The 17300-nt window shown below is 52.6% G+C and carries 15 protein-coding genes and 1 pseudogene; 11 read left to right on the top strand and 5 right to left on the bottom strand.

The window, feature by feature from the left end; all coding sequences use genetic code 11:
* Positions 1-37: 37 nt before the first annotated feature.
* Positions 38-3808, top strand: a complete 3771-nt coding sequence (locus TURPA_RS21640; protein ID WP_014802883.1) for a bifunctional diguanylate cyclase/phosphodiesterase — start codon at positions 38-40, stop codon at positions 3806-3808.
* Positions 3809-3878: 70 nt separating this feature from the next.
* On the opposite strand, the gene TURPA_RS24205 is transcribed toward TURPA_RS21640, so the two are convergent.
* Positions 3879-4181: an adenylate/guanylate cyclase domain-containing protein gene (locus TURPA_RS24205; RefSeq protein WP_342612521.1), complete on the bottom strand. Its 303-nt coding sequence runs from the start codon at positions 4179-4181 to the stop codon at positions 3879-3881.
* A complete protein-coding gene (locus TURPA_RS08460; RefSeq protein WP_342612464.1) occupies positions 4066-5265 on the bottom strand; it encodes an adenylate/guanylate cyclase domain-containing protein in 1200 nt (399 codons plus the stop codon). The genes TURPA_RS24205 and TURPA_RS08460 overlap by 116 nt, the downstream gene beginning before the upstream one ends.
* 323 nt (positions 5266-5588) lie before the next feature.
* On the opposite strand from TURPA_RS08460, the gene TURPA_RS21635 reads away from it, so the two are divergent.
* A complete protein-coding gene (locus TURPA_RS21635; protein ID WP_014802882.1) occupies positions 5589-7796 on the top strand; it encodes an NHL repeat-containing protein in 2208 nt (735 codons plus the stop codon).
* Here TURPA_RS21635 and TURPA_RS08450 read toward each other — a convergent pair.
* Complete coding sequence (locus tag TURPA_RS08450; protein WP_245536817.1) at positions 7793-8566, bottom strand: pirin family protein; 774 nt, start codon at positions 8564-8566, stop codon at positions 7793-7795. The genes TURPA_RS21635 and TURPA_RS08450 overlap by 4 nt on opposite strands.
* Positions 8567-8868: 302 nt before the next feature.
* On the opposite strand from TURPA_RS08450, the gene TURPA_RS08445 reads away from it, so the two are divergent.
* From TURPA_RS08445 to TURPA_RS08425, 5 genes are all read left to right on the top strand, one after another.
* Entirely contained in the window at positions 8869-9345 is a 477-nt protein-coding gene (locus TURPA_RS08445; RefSeq protein ID WP_014802880.1) for a hypothetical protein, read from the top strand.
* Positions 9342-9695, top strand: a complete 354-nt coding sequence (locus tag TURPA_RS08440; protein ID WP_014802879.1) for a VOC family protein — start codon at positions 9342-9344, stop codon at positions 9693-9695. Before TURPA_RS08445 ends, TURPA_RS08440 begins: the two co-directional genes overlap by 4 nt.
* Positions 9696-9851: 156 nt before the next feature.
* The gene (locus TURPA_RS08435) at positions 9852-10142 is read left to right on the top strand and encodes a BrnT family toxin (protein WP_014802878.1); all 291 of its coding nucleotides are present in this window, start codon (positions 9852-9854) and stop codon (positions 10140-10142) included.
* The gene (locus TURPA_RS08430) at positions 10132-10341 is read left to right on the top strand and encodes a BrnA antitoxin family protein (RefSeq protein ID WP_014802877.1); all 210 of its coding nucleotides are present in this window, start codon (positions 10132-10134) and stop codon (positions 10339-10341) included. The genes TURPA_RS08435 and TURPA_RS08430 overlap by 11 nt, the downstream gene beginning before the upstream one ends.
* A 282-nt stretch (positions 10342-10623) precedes the next feature.
* A complete protein-coding gene (locus TURPA_RS08425) occupies positions 10624-11370 on the top strand; it encodes a hypothetical protein (RefSeq protein WP_014802876.1) in 747 nt (248 codons plus the stop codon).
* Between the two features lie 354 nt (positions 11371-11724).
* Here the strand turns inward: TURPA_RS08425 and TURPA_RS08420 are convergent.
* Together TURPA_RS08420 and TURPA_RS08410 are read right to left on the bottom strand one after the other, a co-directional pair.
* Positions 11725-12976, bottom strand: a pseudogene (locus TURPA_RS08420) (IS3 family transposase).
* Positions 12977-13120: 144 nt separating this feature from the next.
* Positions 13121-13501 (bottom strand): VOC family protein, encoded by a 381-nt coding sequence (locus tag TURPA_RS08410; RefSeq protein ID WP_014802874.1) that lies wholly within the window; start codon positions 13499-13501, stop codon positions 13121-13123.
* Between the two features lie 239 nt (positions 13502-13740).
* Between TURPA_RS08410 and TURPA_RS08405 the strand changes: the two genes are divergently transcribed.
* The 4 genes from TURPA_RS08405 to TURPA_RS08390 all read left to right on the top strand — a co-directional run bounded on the left by TURPA_RS08405 (position 13741) and on the right by TURPA_RS08390 (position 17245).
* A complete protein-coding gene (locus TURPA_RS08405) occupies positions 13741-14442 on the top strand; it encodes an HAD family hydrolase (RefSeq protein ID WP_014802873.1) in 702 nt (233 codons plus the stop codon).
* A 208-nt stretch (positions 14443-14650) separates the two neighbouring features.
* The gene (locus tag TURPA_RS08400; RefSeq protein WP_014802872.1) at positions 14651-15244 is read left to right on the top strand and encodes a hypothetical protein; all 594 of its coding nucleotides are present in this window, start codon (positions 14651-14653) and stop codon (positions 15242-15244) included.
* A 59-nt stretch (positions 15245-15303) separates the two neighbouring features.
* Positions 15304-16269 (top strand): IS30 family transposase, encoded by a 966-nt coding sequence (locus TURPA_RS08395; protein WP_014801511.1) that lies wholly within the window; start codon positions 15304-15306, stop codon positions 16267-16269.
* 64 nt (positions 16270-16333) lie between these two features.
* Entirely contained in the window at positions 16334-17245 is a 912-nt protein-coding gene (locus TURPA_RS08390) for a nucleotidyltransferase family protein (RefSeq protein ID WP_014802871.1), read from the top strand.
* The last annotated feature ends 55 nt before the right edge of the window (positions 17246-17300 follow it).

Here is a 17300-nt window from a genome sequence, read left to right as displayed (position 1 = left end):
ATGTTGGCGACCCATTGATTAGCGAGAATACAAACTCATGCTAAAAAAAGCGTTACGCGTCTCATGCGTCTATTTGGTTTTCGGGGCCATCTGGATCATCGCCTCTGATTGGATTGTAAACCGGTATTTTCCTGACGTCGACAGGGTGCAGTCACTGCAAACAGCAAAAGGCCTGCTGTTCGTCGCTATATCCACCATTGTTATTTTTCTCGCCGCCTGGCGCGAGCTAAAATTAGAACATCGCTACCAACTCAAACTCAGCGCGGCCGAAAGCCAGCTGCACCAGGTGGCTGAACGCACTTCTGATCTCGTCTATACTTTTCAACGGCAACCAGAACGCAGATTCACCTATGTGAGCCCATCGGTGCTGAGCATTACGGGTTATTCTCAGCAAGACCATTACCGCGATGCCGAGCTGAGCTACAAGATCGTACACCCCGAAGACAGACCTTTGCTCGATAGCCTCATAGAACCGGGCAATGAGGGCAAACCCTTCAAACTTCGCTGGATTCATAAATCGGGCAAGATCATCTATATCGAAGTGAGCAACGTTGCCCTGCGCGACGAGCATGGCAATATCGTCGGCGTGTCGGGCATGGGCCGTGACGTGACGCAGGCAGAAATAGCACGGCAAGAGCTCGAACACCTGAACCATGCTTATGCGGTGCTCTGGCAGGTGAACAAGCTGATCGTGAATCAGGGCTCTGTTGCAGAAATTTATCAAGAGGCCTGCGCTATTCCGCTGAGCAGCGGCAATTTTTCGCTCGTCTGGATAGGCCGTGTAGACCGGGCCGCGAACCGACTCGACCTCGCCTGCAGTTCGGGCGATAAAATCGGTTACCTCGATGGCTTGAATGTCACGCTCGACGATACACCGACGGGGCGCGGGCCTTCGGGGCTTGCGGCGCGCATGGGAAAAGCATACTGGTCGACAGATATTGCGACAGACGACTCCATGGCCCCGTGGCGCGCCAGGGCGCTCTCAAACGGTTTTCGCTCTTCGGCTGCGTTTCCGCTGAAGGTTGACGGGCAGGTAACCGCCGTCTGGACTCTGTATTCACCAGTCGCGGGGTATTTCACCGAGGCGGTTCAACGACTCTACCAGCAGCTCGCCGGCGACATCAGTTTCGCACTGCAAAACCTGGCGAATAAGGCAGAAAAAGAGAAGCTGGCAAAAGATCTTGAGATCAGCACCAAAAGGTGGCAATTTGCGGTTGAAGCCAGCGGTGAAGGTCTGTGGGACTGGAATCTCAAGACCGACGAAGTGTATTTTTCAGAGACGATCGCGTCGATGCTGGGCTACACACTTGCTGAGTGGGGCACAACCCTCGACGCCTGGCAGACGCGCGTTCACCCCGAAGATCTGGCGGCAGCAAAAGAAGCAATAGCAGCGCACTTTCGTGGCGAATCGGCAGTTTACGAATGTGAGCACCGCATGCTCTGTAAAGACGGCAGCTACCGCTGGATTCTCGATCGCGGTAGCATCATTGAACGCAGCAAGACGGGTGAACCTCTGCGCATGATCGGTCTGCACCGCGACATTACCGCCGAGCGCGAAATAAAACTCGCAACGCAAGAACGTAACGAAAGCCTGCAGGCAATCATCTCAGAATCCCCGCTCGGTATCGCGATTGTCAGCACCGAAACGGGAAAAATAATTTCGACAAACCCGGCGTTCTGCACGCTGCTCGCGCGCAGCGATGCCGAGCTACGCAGTACCATCTGGCAGAGTTTTACTTACCCTGAAGATATTGAAGCAAACGAGGCCAAGAATCGTGAAATTATGAGTGGCCGCCTATCGGGGTATGTCATGGAAAAGCGGTTTATCCGCCCTGACAAGACGATCATCTGGGCGCGCCTGACCGTGAGAAGCCTGCGCCACTACCGGGCGGCAGAAAACGTACACTTGGCACTTGTCGAAGATATTACCGATCGCGTCGAACGTGAGGATCGCCTGCGTGCGCTCTTCGCCGAGGCACCATTGGGCATTGCGGTCATCGACTCAGATACGGCGCAGGTATTGTCGGCGAACGGCAAATTCTGCGAAATAGCGGGCCGCGACGAGGCCGAACTGATGCGCCTCACCTGGAAAGACTTTACCCACCCCGAAGACATCGCCGGCGACCAGGCGTTCATGGACGAAATCGTGTCAGGCAAACGCAAAGGCTTCAATATGGTGAAGCGCTACCTCACAGGTTCTGGAGGTGTTGTCTGGGTAAATATGACGATCGCGAAGCTTAGCCATTACCATGAAGACCGGCGCGTGCATATTTGCATGGTCGAAGATATCACAGACCGCATCGAAAGTGAAAAGCGCATGCGCCTCGATGCGGCGGTTATCAGCCACACCCGTGACGGGGTTGTTATCACGACGCTCGAACCAAAAATTGTTTCTGTCAACCAGGCTTATTGCGACATCACGGGCTACAGCGCCGACGAAGTCGTCGGCAAGAACCCTTCGATTCTGCAATCGGGCAGGCAAGACCGCGACTTCTACGCGGCGATGTGGCGCGAGATCAAGTCAAAAGGCAGGTGGCAGGGCGAACTCTACAACCGCCGCAAGAACGGTGAGATATATCCGCAGATCAGCACGATCGACACTATCTATAACGCCGATGGCAAACCCGAATATTACGTCGGCGTCTTCTCTGACATCAGCAAGCTGAAAGACAGCGAAGAGAGTTTTGAGCGCCTCGCGCACTACGACGTTTTGACAGGTCTGCCCAACCGATTGATGGTGACTAACCGTCTCGCGCACGCAGTCGCCTCGGCAGGTCGCCACCGCCGCATGGTCGCCGTTCTTTTCATGGATCTCGACCATTTTAAAAATGTCAACGACAGCCTGGGCCACGTCGCCGGCGACGAACTTCTGGCAGCGGTTGCGATGCGCCTGAAAGCACGCCTTCGGGCCGAAGACACGATTGCGCGTCTCGGAGGCGACGAATTCATCGTGCTACTTGAAGACATCGAATCTGCCGAGCATGCCGCGCTGGTTGCGCGTGACCTTTTAAGCAACCTGTCTGCACCCTTTGAGCTGGCGAGTGAGCATGAAATCTATAGCGGGGGCAGCATCGGCATCAGCATCTACCCGCAAGACGGTGAAAATCCGCATGAGCTTATTCGCAATGCCGACGCCGCCATGTATCTTGCCAAATCAGAAGGACGCAACACGTTCAGGTTCTACACGCAGTCGCTGACTGATGCCGCCCGCAAACGACTGGCCCTCGAAGCGGCGCTGCGCCGCGCCCTCGAGCGGGGCGAACTCTATGTCAAATACCAACCAATCGTCGACATTGCCTCGGGCGCAATTGTCGGCGCAGAGGCGCTTTGCCGCTGGCGCACTGCCGAGGGCGAAGAGATTTCGCCCGCTGACTTTATACCTGTGGCTGAGTCTACCGGCCTTATTGTGCAGGTCGGCGACTTCGTGGCGCGCACCGCGCTCGCTGTGGCCAGAACATGGGCAGCAAACCAGGCGACTTTTAAAACGATGGCTGTGAATTTTTCGGTGCGCCAGTTTCAAAGCCACGACTGGTACGAGCGTTTTAGCCACATCTTGCGCGAATCGGGTGTCGCGGCTGATCGCGTCGAAGTCGAAATTACCGAGTCAGACATTATGCAAAAGAGCGAAGAAGGCATCGAGGTCATACGCGAACTGCATAGTTCGGGAGTTCGCATCGCGATCGACGATTTTGGCACAGGCTATTCCTCTCTGTCTTACCTGCAGCGCTTCTCTGTGAACAAGATGAAGATCGACCAGAGTTTTGTGCGCGATCTGCCAGAAAGCGCAGCGCCAATTTCTGCTTGCTGAGGGGTGCGATACGTACCAGGGTTATCTCACGAGCCCACCGGTAACGGCCGAAGAATTTGCGGCGAAGTTTTTATAGCCGCGCATAGCGCCGCTGAAATTCTTCGTTCGGCACACGCGGCTGGTTTTCGCGCTGCAGTTCAGTCTTGAGACCCCGCACGAAATACATGTCGATTGTGCCCTTGTTCTTGGCAGGGGTTGCACCGCGGTATTCACACTCGAAGAAGTCCCTCACGAGTTCATAGGTGTCTTTCGAGATGTTAATTTCGCCGGGAACGCCCGATGATTCGCAGCGGCTTGCGGTATTCACCGTGTCGCCCCAGACATCGTAGGCAAATTTTTTCTCGCTCCGCGGACATAGATGTCCGCAGAGTATGCGGCCACATGGATGTGGTGGCCGCACTACCGATAACGCCGGCGACGAGATTACCCGAATGAATGCCGAGCCGCAGTTGCCAGTAAGGCAGGCCTTGCGCACTTTTGATATCTTTCATTTGGTTCATGAATGCCTGAATCTCGAGCGCTACCATGACGCAATCGACTGCGTGCGTGCGGTTTTCAACCGGTATGCCGCCTGCAAACATGTAGCTATCGCCGATCGTCTTTAGTTTTTCGAGTTTGTATCTTTCCATGAGGCTGTCGAAGTATGAAAAGCAGCGATCGAGTTCACCGACAAGCTCGGCTGGTGACATCGATTCGGCGATTTGTGTGAAACCTTCGAAATCCGTAAAGCAGACAGTCGTCGACGCATAGTAACGTGGCTCGCTACTGCCCTTGCCTTTAAGCTCGGCAGCAATCTCTGTGGGCAAAATGTTCAACAACAGTTTTTCAGAGGCAGCGTGTTCGGCGGCGAGAAGCTTCTCAGCCAAAGAGACGGCCTTGAAGAATGAGTTTATCGTGATGATAAAGAACATCGTGACGATCACAAGCGGCGGCATCAGGTAATCACCGGGCACGACCCACTTGGGCGGCCCAAAAATGGCAGCGCCACCGATCACCCGGTAATAATACTGGTCGGCGAAATTGGCGATGAGCGGCAGCGCCACGAGTGACCAGCGCGTTTTCGCATAGTCAGGCGGAATCGCCAGAAAGGGCAGCAGAGCTAACAGCAAGAAAATCGAATGCGCCGGGTCGTCGGCATAGGCAATGCATAGACCAATGATGTGGATGTTAAAGCCAATCAGGGTCAGCGCGCCACCGGTCGCAAAAAAGCGTTTGTACAGAAATACACGCGCCACGATGAAGAAGCCGACAATTTCGATGAACATTACCATCGAGAAAAAATGCGTCTCTGGAGGTTCGAAGAGCAGAATCTGCGGCACCAAAAGCAATAAGATGGTGAAGAACGTCAGTTGAATACCGTTCGTCGTGCGTATCGCGCGCACTTCGCCTGATTTGAGGCCCGCGGTGAGGCTGCGCAAAGCGAGCCAATCATAGAGCCGTGTTTCGTGAAATCGCATCGACGCTGATTCGGGCCAGTTTTTTAACCAGGCAGACGTCGTATTGCTGAATCAACATTTCCAGTCTGTTTCGGCAGCATCAACGTTATCTGGCATCTGTAGCTGGTCGTCTTTGTAGGCAGCCATTTGCTTAAACTTTTTTGCCCCAGCCGTCGGGCCGCCATACTTTAAGGCCTACCGAAAGAAGATGGGAAAACAGACTAACCCGGGTCGTTGGTAACTGCAGTGCTCAACTCTTATTCAATACCCGCTACACAGTGAGCGATTACCCACTAAGATTTTTTTCGTCTTTACGCAGTGTAATACCCGAATCGCAAAGTCTCATGCTCATACGTATATTACCGATCGTGCGCATCACAATAGCCATAATGGCATTACCTTTACTCTCTGATTGCGGATCAGGCGGCGGGAGTGATTCTGGTAGCGGAGCCGGCTCGGCAAATAATTCAACTACTGGCAGCACCGCCCCCGCAGCCAGCCGCGTCTACGGGCAAAGCGGTAACTTTACAACAACCCTAGCCAATTCTGATGGCGTAACGGCGAATAGCCTGAAAGGGCCAACCGACATCGCCAACGACGGCGTTGGCACATATATCGTCGATAACGGTAACCACCGTGTTTTGTATTATGCGGGCACCTCAACAACGGCAACGCGTGTCTATGGCCAGGGCGGCAGCTTCAACACGAACACCGCAAGTAAAGGCGGTGTCACCGCAGAGAGTCTCGCCTTCCCTTTGAGCATCGCTATCGATGCCGGGGGAGTCTACGTTGGTGCTGCAGGCCGAGTTCTCTATTACTCCGGCACATCGACGATTGCAAGTCGTGTGTATGGTCAGCACGGCAGCTTTACATCGAATACAGTAAATAACGGTGGTGTCTCCGCGACGAGCCTCAGCGGCGTCGGCGCGATCGCCATTGATGCTGGCGGCATCTATTTTGCCGATTCGGCAAACCATCGGGTGTTATATTTTGCAGGCACATCGACGACGGCGACCAGGGTCTATGGTCAGGCGGGTAGTTTCACAACGAATACGCTGAATAACGGTGGCATCTCTGCAGACAGCCTGAATTATCCCACTGGGGTGGCGGTCGATGCGACGGGAGTCTATATAGCCGACTCAGGCAATAACCGGGTGCTCTATTACTCTGGTACATCCACAACCGCAACGCGGGTTTATGGTCAGGCGGGCAGCTTCACGACGAGCACGATCAACAATGGCGGCTCATCTGCTAACAGCCTTTGGGGCCCATCTCGGGTGGCGGTCGATGCGGGTGGCGTCTACATATCAGATTCGGTAAACTGGCGCGTGCTCTACTATTCAGGTACTTCGACGACGGCGACGCGGGTGTATGGCCAGAATGGTAGCTTCAGCGGGTTCGGCAATGCGACGCTGGCGAGCGCCGACGGTTTATATGAGCCTAAGGGAATCGCTCTGGTTGCTGGCGGTGTTTTTATTGCAGATGCAAGCAGCAACCGCGCCCTATTTTACTCCGGCACATCGACCACCGCAACTCGCGTGTTTGGGCAGACCGATAATTTTACTGGTACCAGCGCAAACCCAGCCGGCCTTGGAAGCCTAAATACGCCTTACAGCCTCGCTGCCGACAGCAGCGGAATTTATGTCGCCGATAGTTTCAACAACCGCGTGCTTTACTTTGCGGGTAATTCGACAACGCCAACGCGAGTCTATGGTCAGGCAGGCAATTTCTATTCTAACGTGGCGAACAACGGCGGCGTCTCAGCAGATAGCCTCAGCGCGCCGATTGCTGTTGCAGTCGATGCTTCGGGTGTTTATATTGTAGATAACGGAAACCACCGAGTTCTCTACTATAGCGGCAGCTCTACGACCGCGACACGTGTCTATGGACAAACGGGAAGCTTTTCGACACGCAATTCCAATAAGACCGGCATCAACGGCGATGGCCTATTCGGCTGTTCTGGCGTCGCGGTAGACCCGGCTGGTGTCTATATTTCGGATTACGGAAACCATCGTGTCCTTTACTACACGGGTGTGTCGACGACAGCCAGCCGTGTGTATGGCCAGGCAGGAAGCTTTACATCCGCTACGCTCAATAACGGAGGCGTGTCGGCCAACAGCCTGTATGGTCCACTGAGTGTAGCTGCCGATGCGGGCGGAGTCTACGTGGTCGATCTCTTTAACTTTCGGGTTCTCTATTTTGCCGGCACATCGACTACGGCATCACGTGTCTATGGCCAGAATGGCAGCTTCACCTCGAGTGCCATCACACCTATACCCAGCGCGACAACGCTGTTTCAGGCCCGGGGCATTGCGCTAGATGCAACTGGAGTCTATATCGCCGATACTGGTTTTAGTCGGGTTGTCTATTACGCTGGCGCATCGACAACGGCGAGCCGCGTTTACGGGCAGTCTGGCTTTACCACGACAACGACGAGCAACACGACGACGACAGCCCAAACGCTACATGTCCCGCAAGGGGTCGCGATCGGCAATGGTGGTATATACGTGGCCGATACGGGCAATCATCGAATTCTCTTTTATTGGTTCTAGCTCGCCTTCGAAAACTTACCCGCCTGGTAGTCTTCGAACGCCTGCTGAATCTCTTCGGCGGTGTTCATGACGAATGGCCCATAGCGTGCGACGGGTTCTTTGATCGGTGCACCGGCGACGACGATCACGCGAAAGTTTTCGCCGCCTTTGAGCTCAATGCTGTCGCCGCTCGTCAGAATCGGCAAATCGCCGCGCACCACTTTCTCGCCCGCAACATCGCCTGTGCCTGCGACGACGATCACGAATGCGGACTTGTCGGCAGCGACTGGTATCTCTGCGCTCTGTCCGTCTTTGACTTCAATGTCGAAGTAGTCAATTTCGTAAAAACCTTTTGCGCCACCCGTGACGCCTTCAAGGGTACCAGAGAGAATTTTCGCCTCATACGCGCCGGTTTGCACAAGGGGTATATCCCCCTTTTGAAGATCTTGGTAGTGCGGCTCAGACATCTTGAGACTGCCGGGCAGATTCACCCACAGCTGGTAGCCCCACATCATGCCGTTTTCTTGCCGCGGCATTTCAGAATGAATGATGCCTGAGCCCGCACGCATGAACTGCGCGCCGCCGGGTTCGAGTAGCCCACGGTTGCCACGCGAATCGTTATGCTCCATTTTGCCCTGAATGAGGTACGTCACCGTCTCGAAGCCGCGGTGCGGGTGATTCGGAAAACCCGCAAGGTATGAATCGGGGTCGTCGCTGTAAAACGCGTCGAGCATCAGAAACGGGTCGTGCGCCATGAGGTCGCGTGTGCCAATGTAGCGGCGCAGCTTCACGCCGGCACCGTCAGAAGTCTCTTGGCCCTTCAGGATGTGATGTATTTTTCGCGCGCTTTTCACATCTTCAGTTTAATAAACTTTCTTCAAAACGACCAACAGTTTCCCAGGGGGAAACTGACGGCAGGCGTCGGATCCGAAAAATCGGAAAGCAGCTAAGCCGCCTGCTCGCCAGGCGGCGACGCGCTTTAGCAGTCGTTTGCGCAAGTAAACGACGAGGCTTTTCGATTTTTCGGAAATTAATCCGACGCTTGCTACAAGATTCGAAATTGACAGCGCAGGCCAATGAGGATTTTTAAATCATGCGATACTTGTTACTCTTTTTGACTTCTACCCTGCTCTTCTCATGCAGCTCGACCGATACAAAGTTTGCAACTTCGAAAATTCGTGAGAGCCATTTTGCCGACGACAATACCATGCTGATCTTTTCACTCGGCAGCGCCGCGGGAATACCCGCAACGAGCCCCGCGAAAGAGCTGCGCGCCCGCGCCGCAAAGAACGCGAAAGACGGCGCGCTCGGTCGCGCACTCGAAATCTGCCGCAACGCCGACCCGCGCGTCTATTTAATGGAATGCAAACCCGACGCACCGAAGATTGTCGTGTCAGAAGAAACGCAGCGCATGCAGAAAACTCTGAACGCCGCCAAAAAACTCGTCGCCGAAAGCTGCGAAGGTGAAGGCGCGGCGATCATGTGCGAAGCAGATTATGAAATTCGCCTGCCCGGCCTCAGGCAAAAGTGCGTGGAATTCGCGCAACGCAAAGCCTGCGGTGGCATATGAGTGCGCAGATTCTCGGCATCGGCGGCATCTTCTTTCGCGCCGAAGACCCCGACGCGCTGAACGCCTGGTACCAAAACACCTTTGGCATCACCCCGGCCGCCGATCACACGCCGTGGCAAGCCGGCGGTGGCATGCTCGTCTTCTCTGCATTCAAGAAAAACTCTGACTATTACCCGGCAACGCAGCAGACCATGATCAACTTTCGCGTCAAAGACCTCGACGCGTTCTTAGCAGAGCTGACAGCGAAAAACGTGCGCATCGACGAGAAGCGCATGGATGAGTCTTATGGCAAGTTTGCGTGGGTGTATGACCCTGAAGGCAATAAGATTGAGTTGTGGCAAGAGGCTTAGGCTGCGGGGGGTGGTAGGTAATTGGAGTAGTGTGAATGTTCGCCAACGTACCCCCAAATTCTCACTTAGAAAAATCGTTTAGCCACGATGAAGAATACGGAACTCTGAAGAAATTTAATTGCCGTGTAGTTACATTATAATTATACTGGGATTGCTTTGTTGCATTTTGAATGGGACCCGCACAAAAGTGCGGAAAACTTGAGAAAGCATAAGGTCTCATTCGAAGAGGCTCAGACGGTATTTTATGATGATTTCGGTCTATTGATACCTGACCCGGACCACTCGATAGGTGAAGAACGGTTTATTCTGATCGGCACGTCCGCTACTACGGGAATATGCATAGTCAGTCATTGCTACAAAGACAAGGGTAATGTAATCCGCTTGATTTCGGCCCGGAAGGCGAACAAGAAAGAAAAAGATCAATATAGGAGTCAATATGAGGGATAACTACGATTTTTCTAAGGGCATTAAGAATCCGTATGCAAAACGATTAAAGAAACAGATTACTATTCGCTTAGACCCTGAAACTATAGATTATTTCAAGACTATTGGGGCGAGTAACAATATCCCGTATCAGAGCCTGATTAATCTGTACTTGAAAGACTGTGCTGCGCACAAGAAAAAACTCAAAATGCAGTGGGTCTAACAGGCGAACCTTCACACAACAAGTTTTACTTGCTGCGCGCGCGACCACTGCGTTGGGTCGCGTGCTCTGAAGACAGAGACCCGGAGACGGGTCGCGGCCCTACGCGCCCCGGATGCCGTGCGCCCGGCCAAGCGGGAGCTTGTTTTTGCCGGGTGCGGGTAGGCGCTCCGGGCACGTTTGGTGAGGCAAATAGGCTTTACAGGTTAAAATAATGACAGAAACGTCACCAAGCGAGAGGTAAATTCCGCGTCGTGCGAAAGCCAAGGCAAAGGTAAACAACTTGTGAATGATATTTACAGTTTTTTTAGATATATTTTGCCTGGTGCCGTATTTATTTTCGAATTGGGTCTTTCACTCGCAATTTTATTCCCTGACTCTGTTCATAAAACCTTGGATTCATCCGTAGCGAAAAATCCACATTTTCTTAACGCCGCGGTAGCATTAATTCTCGGAACCTTTACGGCTATCGCACTTGGGTATCTTTTCACAGTTTTCTTCCGTTTCCCTGCGTTGTTTCTGATTGATTATTCGCGTTTTGTCTTAAAGTTAAGTAAATTGCATTATATCGAAAAATGCTCTCTAATCTTGCGCATGAAAAAAGAGAAGTGCATTAAGAGGCGGAAAACTGCATGGATAATTGTAAGTTCTATCTGGTTCGAGAGATCAGAATCTTCACCCAGGATTAAGGGCGCAACGGCGAGAACTCAAAGTCTCTCGAATATTTTGAATAGCTCGGCAGCGAACACCATTGGAACATTCATTGCCATCATTATCGTTATAGAAACGGTAGCCTGTAATTGGTCGTCTACATCACTAAGCCGCGTTATTGTTGTCACTTTTCTCTTAGGACTTGCCTTTGCGGCACAACTCGATTCATGTCTGGATGCAAAGAAGACTCTTCAGGAATTCTGTGAAATAATCATCACAAACACTCTGGCAGACGAGCATAAGGCAAAAAAACAAACACTAGACTTATCTAAGATTAAGATCTCCATTCTTTCTGCTATGAAGTGGCCGTGGCTACCCTAGCCTTGGCCATCGCACAGCAAATTTTACGCGCTGCGTTGCCGTCGCTGCTCGCGTGCTTGGGTTTTCGCGCCAAAGATAGCGGACGACGCGCATACTGGGAGGTGTGTTTTCGCGCCTAGCCGCGAGTCGTTTCAACCACATTTTGACTTGCTGCGAAGACCCAGCAAGTCAAAACGTCAGCGTAAAATCAACGTTGGCCGAAATTGCCCTAAACTAATTACATGCTCTCCGCTCTAATTCAGGCAGTAAATAACCGTGAAATCGCCATAGCATTCTATTTAGGATTATTGAGCCTCTATCTATTGACTAAGCAAGAAGTTAGAATATCGATAAAGAATCTGCTTAAGACACTGGCTAATAGGTACTGCAGTGACCCCCGAAAACCGGACAGCTTAACCTGCTGCCATTAGGTTCCTGTATTCAACCGGCGAACGCATCTTCAAGCCTTTATGGGGCGCATGATGGTTGTAGTCATGCATCCAGTCTGAAATCTGCGGCATTACTTTCCACGCGGATTCAAGGCGATTTATGTAAACGTAATCGCGCTTGAATGTTTTCACAAATGCTTCGGCCATACCGTTGCTTTCAGGGCTATAGGCAGGCGTCGTGCAGACTTGAAAGCCGATGGAAGATGCAAAATGAACCGTTTCACGGCTCGTGAATTGTGGGCCATTATCACTGAGCAGTTGAATGGTGTGTGGGCATTCAGCCTTGCCAAAGCGCTCTTCGACTGCACCGAGCAGCATGTCGCGAATGTTCAGACCGTCGATGCCGACGGTGCTGCTAAAGTGATTGATGACTTGCCGATCGTGGCAATCCAGAACAAACGCCACCCAGACGTGAGTGCCATCCCAGGTAAGCACGCCAAATATATCCATGCACCAGCGCACGTCACTTTTCGCCGTGATGATTCTGCCATCATGCACAAGGGTGCGACGGCTTGCAACTTTTTGCAGCAGCAACTGGTGCACCTTCATCAATCGGTAGACGCGCTTCTTATTCACGCGTGAAAAGCCTTGTTTTTCAAGGGTTTTGTTGAGCATTGCTGTCACGCGTCTATAACCGTATGTCGGTCTTTCGTCGCAGATCCGTCGGATTTCCGGCAGTACTCGCTCATCTACCGTCAGGTCGGTCTTGCGCCCCCGTTGTGAGGATTTCAAACTTTCATAGAGGTTGGACCGTGAGACACGCAATACATCCGCTACATGGCTCACTCGAAACCCTCGATGCCGCGCAATGGCTTGTGCGAGATCAGTTTTTTTTCGCGTCCAATACGCACGGCTTCCTTGAGGATTTCAACTTCTTCCGTCTTACGACCCAAAATGCTCTCCAGCCGACGGATGCGCTCTTGGAGCTGCCTGACCTGCGATACGGGCAATACTTCCTCTTCGCTGCCAACAGCCGTCAGAGCGCCAGCCTCTTTCAGCTTTTTCCATTTGAAAATCTGCGTCGCTGCGATTCCATGTTTTCGGGCCACATACGACATGCTCATACCGGGCTGTTCGGCCTCTACCAGAATCTCCAGTTTCTCCGCGACCGACCATCTGCGCCGCCGCTGGACGGTTGTGACTAACTCTACCTTAGCCTTAGTACTATCATTATTCATATCACTACTCCTATGTCTTAGGAGCAGGATAAGGTGTCCGGTGATTTAGGGGGTCGCTACACTGCGGTGCCGTAGTGCCACCGAAGACGGGTCGGGGCAATGCGGGCCTTAGCTTGCAAGCCGCTCAAAACCTCTTTAATTTTCTTAAACCGGCCTACCCGAAACATGACTGGAAAAGACCGTAAATTTATGCCCTACCGAGTCTAGAATATAGAAGACTTCGTGGTCAATTGCTGGCCGCGCCTCGATGGCCGACGGGGCAAGCCCCAATGCGGTGAATTGTTTGTGTGCATGCTGCAGGTCATCGACCATGAGATCAAAGGGCGCATCACCGGGGGTCACGCTCTCTTTTTGCATCAAAATAAGATGGGTACCGCCTCGCACTTCGTAAACACTGACCATCGACCCTTCAGAAATTGGGCGCATGCCTATAGCACGAACAAATTTGCCCGATTCGGCCATTTGAGTCGTTTCCAGAACAACATGGGCGATGGCGACATAGGGGGGTTGGTTTTCCAAAATCATAAGTAACAACTCCAGCCTTGCATAGATTGAACCGTTTCAATACCACGACTTAAGAACCAGCTGTAAACATTCCTTTTAATTTCGGCCGCTGATTTGAGAGTTTGCCGGTGAAGGCCATGCTTCCCGTTGACCCGGCGCGCGGTTACATTTTGCCTTGCAGCGAAGATGCTGCAAGGCAAATCGTCGCCTACCACATGCGTTGCGTGAAAGCCTATCAACCCAAAAGATTATACTGAATTATGAAACCAATAAAAGCCATAATATTTGATTATGATGATACACTTGTCCGTACCCGGGAAATACGATATGAAACGATCAAGAAAATCTCCCGTGAGCATTTCAATACAGAAATGGATATTGCTGAGATTGATAGCGCATGGGGGTTACCGGGCGACAGCTTCTTGATCACCCTGTTTGGCAAACATGTCGATAACGACCTTGAGAAACTCTGGGCTATCTACAATGAATATTGTGCGGCTGACCCGAATCAGCTGAATGAAGGAGTCGTTGATTTTCTCGACGAATTTCGCGAAGCCCTGAAGTACGGTATTCTTACGTCATCGAGCGAGAAGCGCGTTGGGGCAGAACTCGCCGAACTCTGTTTAAAGAAGAATCTCTTCTTAGATGTACAAACCTGCGAACACACGAATGTCCATAAACCTAACCCGCTGGTGTTCGAACCAATTTGCGAGAAGTTCGAAACAATCGGCATCAACCGTTCAGATCTTTTGTATATAGGTGACACCTTGGCAGATTATAAGGCTGCCACGGGCTTTGGGTTGCAGTTCGTGGGCATGGCCCACAGCACGCGGGAAGAGGTCATCTTTGCACGTGCGGGGGTTACGTATCTGACGGGGTTTGGCCAGCTGTCTCACTTTGTCGTCAGTCAGCATATACAATTCGCGAATAAGGCTAAAGACGACTTGCCGGCCCAGGCATGAATGTCTGCGCCGCTGCAACTGCGGTTACTTTGACCTAGGCTACCCCGCCCGCCGAAATGAATATCATTGATCACGATGGCTTCGGGAAATGTAGCACAAAGTTGCACGAAATTGTATACTTTCTGTAGCGATAGCTTCTCAATTATCGTGCAATGGAAGCGGCCGCTATGGATTACCAGCGTCGTTTAGCGATGGGGAATACACCACGATGAAAACCACGCAGCAGCCTTCGAACGGCGTTCGCTATGCGATCGATGCCGATGACAATATCTGCTCTTTCGACGAGGGCTGGGTGCAGTTTGCCTCGGCAAACGATGGCCCTGAGCTGGCGCAGCCCGCCATCATCGGTAAATCTCTTTGGAAATACATCAATGATGAGACAACCCTGAAGCTCTACCAGCAGATTGTCTCGCGGGTTCGCGAGGGGCGGTCGGCACGATTTTCCCTTCGCTGCGACGGGCCCGATTGCCGGCGGTTGCTCGAAATGACCGTCAGAGCGGGTGAAGGCAATACAGTCGAATTCGAAACCCGCATCGTGCAACTCGAACAGAGGGCACCGGTGACATTGTTATCTCGAAACACACCGCGCTCCAACGGTTTGCTTCGGGTCTGCGCGTGGTGCAACCGTATTGAAACAGAATCGGGTACCGGTCAATGGGCAGAAGTCGAAGATGCGATTGAACGCCTGCGGCTTTTCGAACTCCCCATGCCCCCGCAATTGACCCACGGAATCTGTGAAACCTGCTTCGCTTCAATGTCAAAAAGGCAGATTCCAAAACGAAGTGCGAAAGGGATAAAGTAATGTAAGGCCGCTCCCGGGTTTCGAGGTTGATTTGCGAAAAACGACCACGGAGCCCCCGGATGCGACCCTACGTTCAACTATCAAATGATGAAAGACTGCGTATAGAAGAAAGCCTTGCTGAGGGCCTCAAGGCCAGCCAAATCGCCAGAAATCTTAAGCGACACCCGAGCACTATTTTTCGAGAGATTCGGCGTAATTCAATGCCACGACATTACAGCGCGCGGTGCGCCAGAGACGAGGCGCGAAAGCGCCAGACTAATACCAACGCCGCGAAGGTTACACCAGAGCTTTGGTCAGAGATCGGAGCATCGCTCAAGTCGACGCTGTCACCAGAACAGATCGCAGGCCGCATGCGCCTAGAACGTTTCGACGGTGTCTGCATGCAGACGATTTACAATCATGTGCGCAAGAAATCCGGCACATCGAATTTTTATCGCCTGTGCCTGCGCCGCAAAGGCAAACCATACAAGCGCAAAGTGAGGATTGAGGCTGAAAACAAAGGGTTTTTTCGCATTCACGACCTGCCAGCCGAAGCTTTGACGCGACGCAAACCCGGCTACTGGGAGGGCGATTTGGTCGAGGGTAAAATGGGCACCGGGCAGATTGCAACTTTCGTCGAAAGGCATTCGCGTTACTTGCTCGCGGCGAAACTGGAGCGCAAATTGGTGACACAGTTTAACGCTGCAGCGCGCGACCTATTCGCCGACATCGATAACGAACGGCTGCGGGGTATCATTTACGATCGGGGCACCGAGATGAGTGGCTACCGCGACCTGCAGCAAGTGCTGAACTGCGGCATCTACTTTTGTGACCCCGGCTCGCCATGGCAGAGAGGTACGAACGAAAACACGAACGGCCTGCTGCGCGAGTCTTTTCCCAAAGGCACAGATTTTCGGCGCATCGACCAGGAACAGGTTGACGCAGCGCTTAAATTACTAAATAACCGACCACGCAAGCGGCTGAATTACCGAACCCCGGCCGAGGTCTACTTTCGCAGCCCTATCGCACTTCGTTTTGGAATGTAAGAAACGGTTCAGAGCCTGAAAACTTAAATACTGACGCCGTGTCGCTGACGGTAATTTTTACCCCATGCAAAGACCCACCCTTCTCATTCTCGCGGCCGGCATGGGCAGCCGCTACGGCAGCCTCAAACAAATGGATGGCCTCGGCCCAGGCGGTGAAACCATCATGGATTATTCAGTTTTCGACGCAATTCGCGCCGGCTTCGGTAAGGTCGTATTCGTCATTCGCGGCAGTTTCGCCGACGATTTCAGGGCGGTCTTCTCGCAAGCGCGCTACAAAAACCAGATTGAGGTGGCGTACGTGATGCAAGAGCTTGAGAATATACCCAAGGATTTCAAACTCAACCCAGAGCGCACTAAACCCTGGGGCACCAACCACGCCGTCATGATGGCGGCCGGCACAATCCATGAGCCATTCGCTGTCATCAACGCCGACGACTATTATGGCCGCCACGCGTTTCAGGTGCTCGGTGATTTTCTCAGAGGCGTCAGCGGCAAGCAGAACGACTATTGCATGGTCGGCTACCAGCTCGGCAGAACGCTGTCTGAACTCGGTGCCGTCTCGCGCGGTGTCTGCTCTGCCGACGCGAACGGTTATCTCACCACGGTTGTCGAGCGCACGCATATCGAGCGCATAGAAGGTACCATCAGGTACAAAGACGAAACGGGCAACATGGTGCCGGTCGACGACAAGGCGATCGTATCGATGAACATGTGGGGTTTCACTCCAGATTATTTTGCGCACTCTGACAAAATGTTTGCGGATTTTCTACGCGAGAAGGGCAACGACCCCAAGTCAGAGTTTTTTATACCGCTCGTGGTCAATAACCTTGTCGCGAGCAAGACTGCGAAACTCAAGGTGCTCACTACCGATTCTGAATGGTTTGGCGTCACGTACCAGGGCGACCGGCCCAAGGTAGTTGAAAAACTGAACGCACTGATTGCAAAGGGCGAGTACCCGCAGATGTTGTGGGCATGAGCCGCTGAGGCTTTACACCAAAGCGTACGGCCAGCAACATACTCTACTGAAGCCC

The organism is Turneriella parva DSM 21527 (assembly GCF_000266885.1).
Lineage (GTDB): Bacteria > Spirochaetota > Leptospiria > Turneriellales > Turneriellaceae > Turneriella > Turneriella parva.
The sequence above is the reverse complement of the archived record's forward strand: the minus strand, read 5'-3'. Positions and strand labels throughout refer to the sequence as shown.

Bases quoted from the DNA above. Each gene is read 5' to 3' on its own strand.
- TURPA_RS08400 (WP_014802872.1), top strand. From the start codon at position 14,651: ATGAAAACCACGCAGCAGCCTTCGAACGGCGTTCGCTATGCGATCGAT.
- TURPA_RS08410 (WP_014802874.1), bottom strand. From the start codon at position 13,501: ATGATTTTGGAAAACCAACCCCCCTATGTCGCCATCGCCCATGTTGTT.
- TURPA_RS08405 (WP_014802873.1), top strand. From the start codon at position 13,741: ATGAAACCAATAAAAGCCATAATATTTGATTATGATGATACACTTGTC.
- TURPA_RS21640 (WP_014802883.1), top strand. From the start codon at position 38: ATGCTAAAAAAAGCGTTACGCGTCTCATGCGTCTATTTGGTTTTCGGG.
- TURPA_RS08395 (WP_014801511.1), top strand. From the start codon at position 15,304: ATGCGACCCTACGTTCAACTATCAAATGATGAAAGACTGCGTATAGAA.
- TURPA_RS08390 (WP_014802871.1), top strand. From the start codon at position 16,334: ATGCAAAGACCCACCCTTCTCATTCTCGCGGCCGGCATGGGCAGCCGC.
- TURPA_RS08460 (WP_342612464.1), bottom strand. From the start codon at position 5,265: ATGCGATTTCACGAAACACGGCTCTATGATTGGCTCGCTTTGCGCAGC.
- TURPA_RS21635 (WP_014802882.1), top strand. From the start codon at position 5,589: ATGCTCATACGTATATTACCGATCGTGCGCATCACAATAGCCATAATG.
- TURPA_RS08430 (WP_014802877.1), top strand. From the start codon at position 10,132: ATGAGGGATAACTACGATTTTTCTAAGGGCATTAAGAATCCGTATGCA.
- TURPA_RS08445 (WP_014802880.1), top strand. From the start codon at position 8,869: ATGCGATACTTGTTACTCTTTTTGACTTCTACCCTGCTCTTCTCATGC.
- TURPA_RS08440 (WP_014802879.1), top strand. From the start codon at position 9,342: ATGAGTGCGCAGATTCTCGGCATCGGCGGCATCTTCTTTCGCGCCGAA.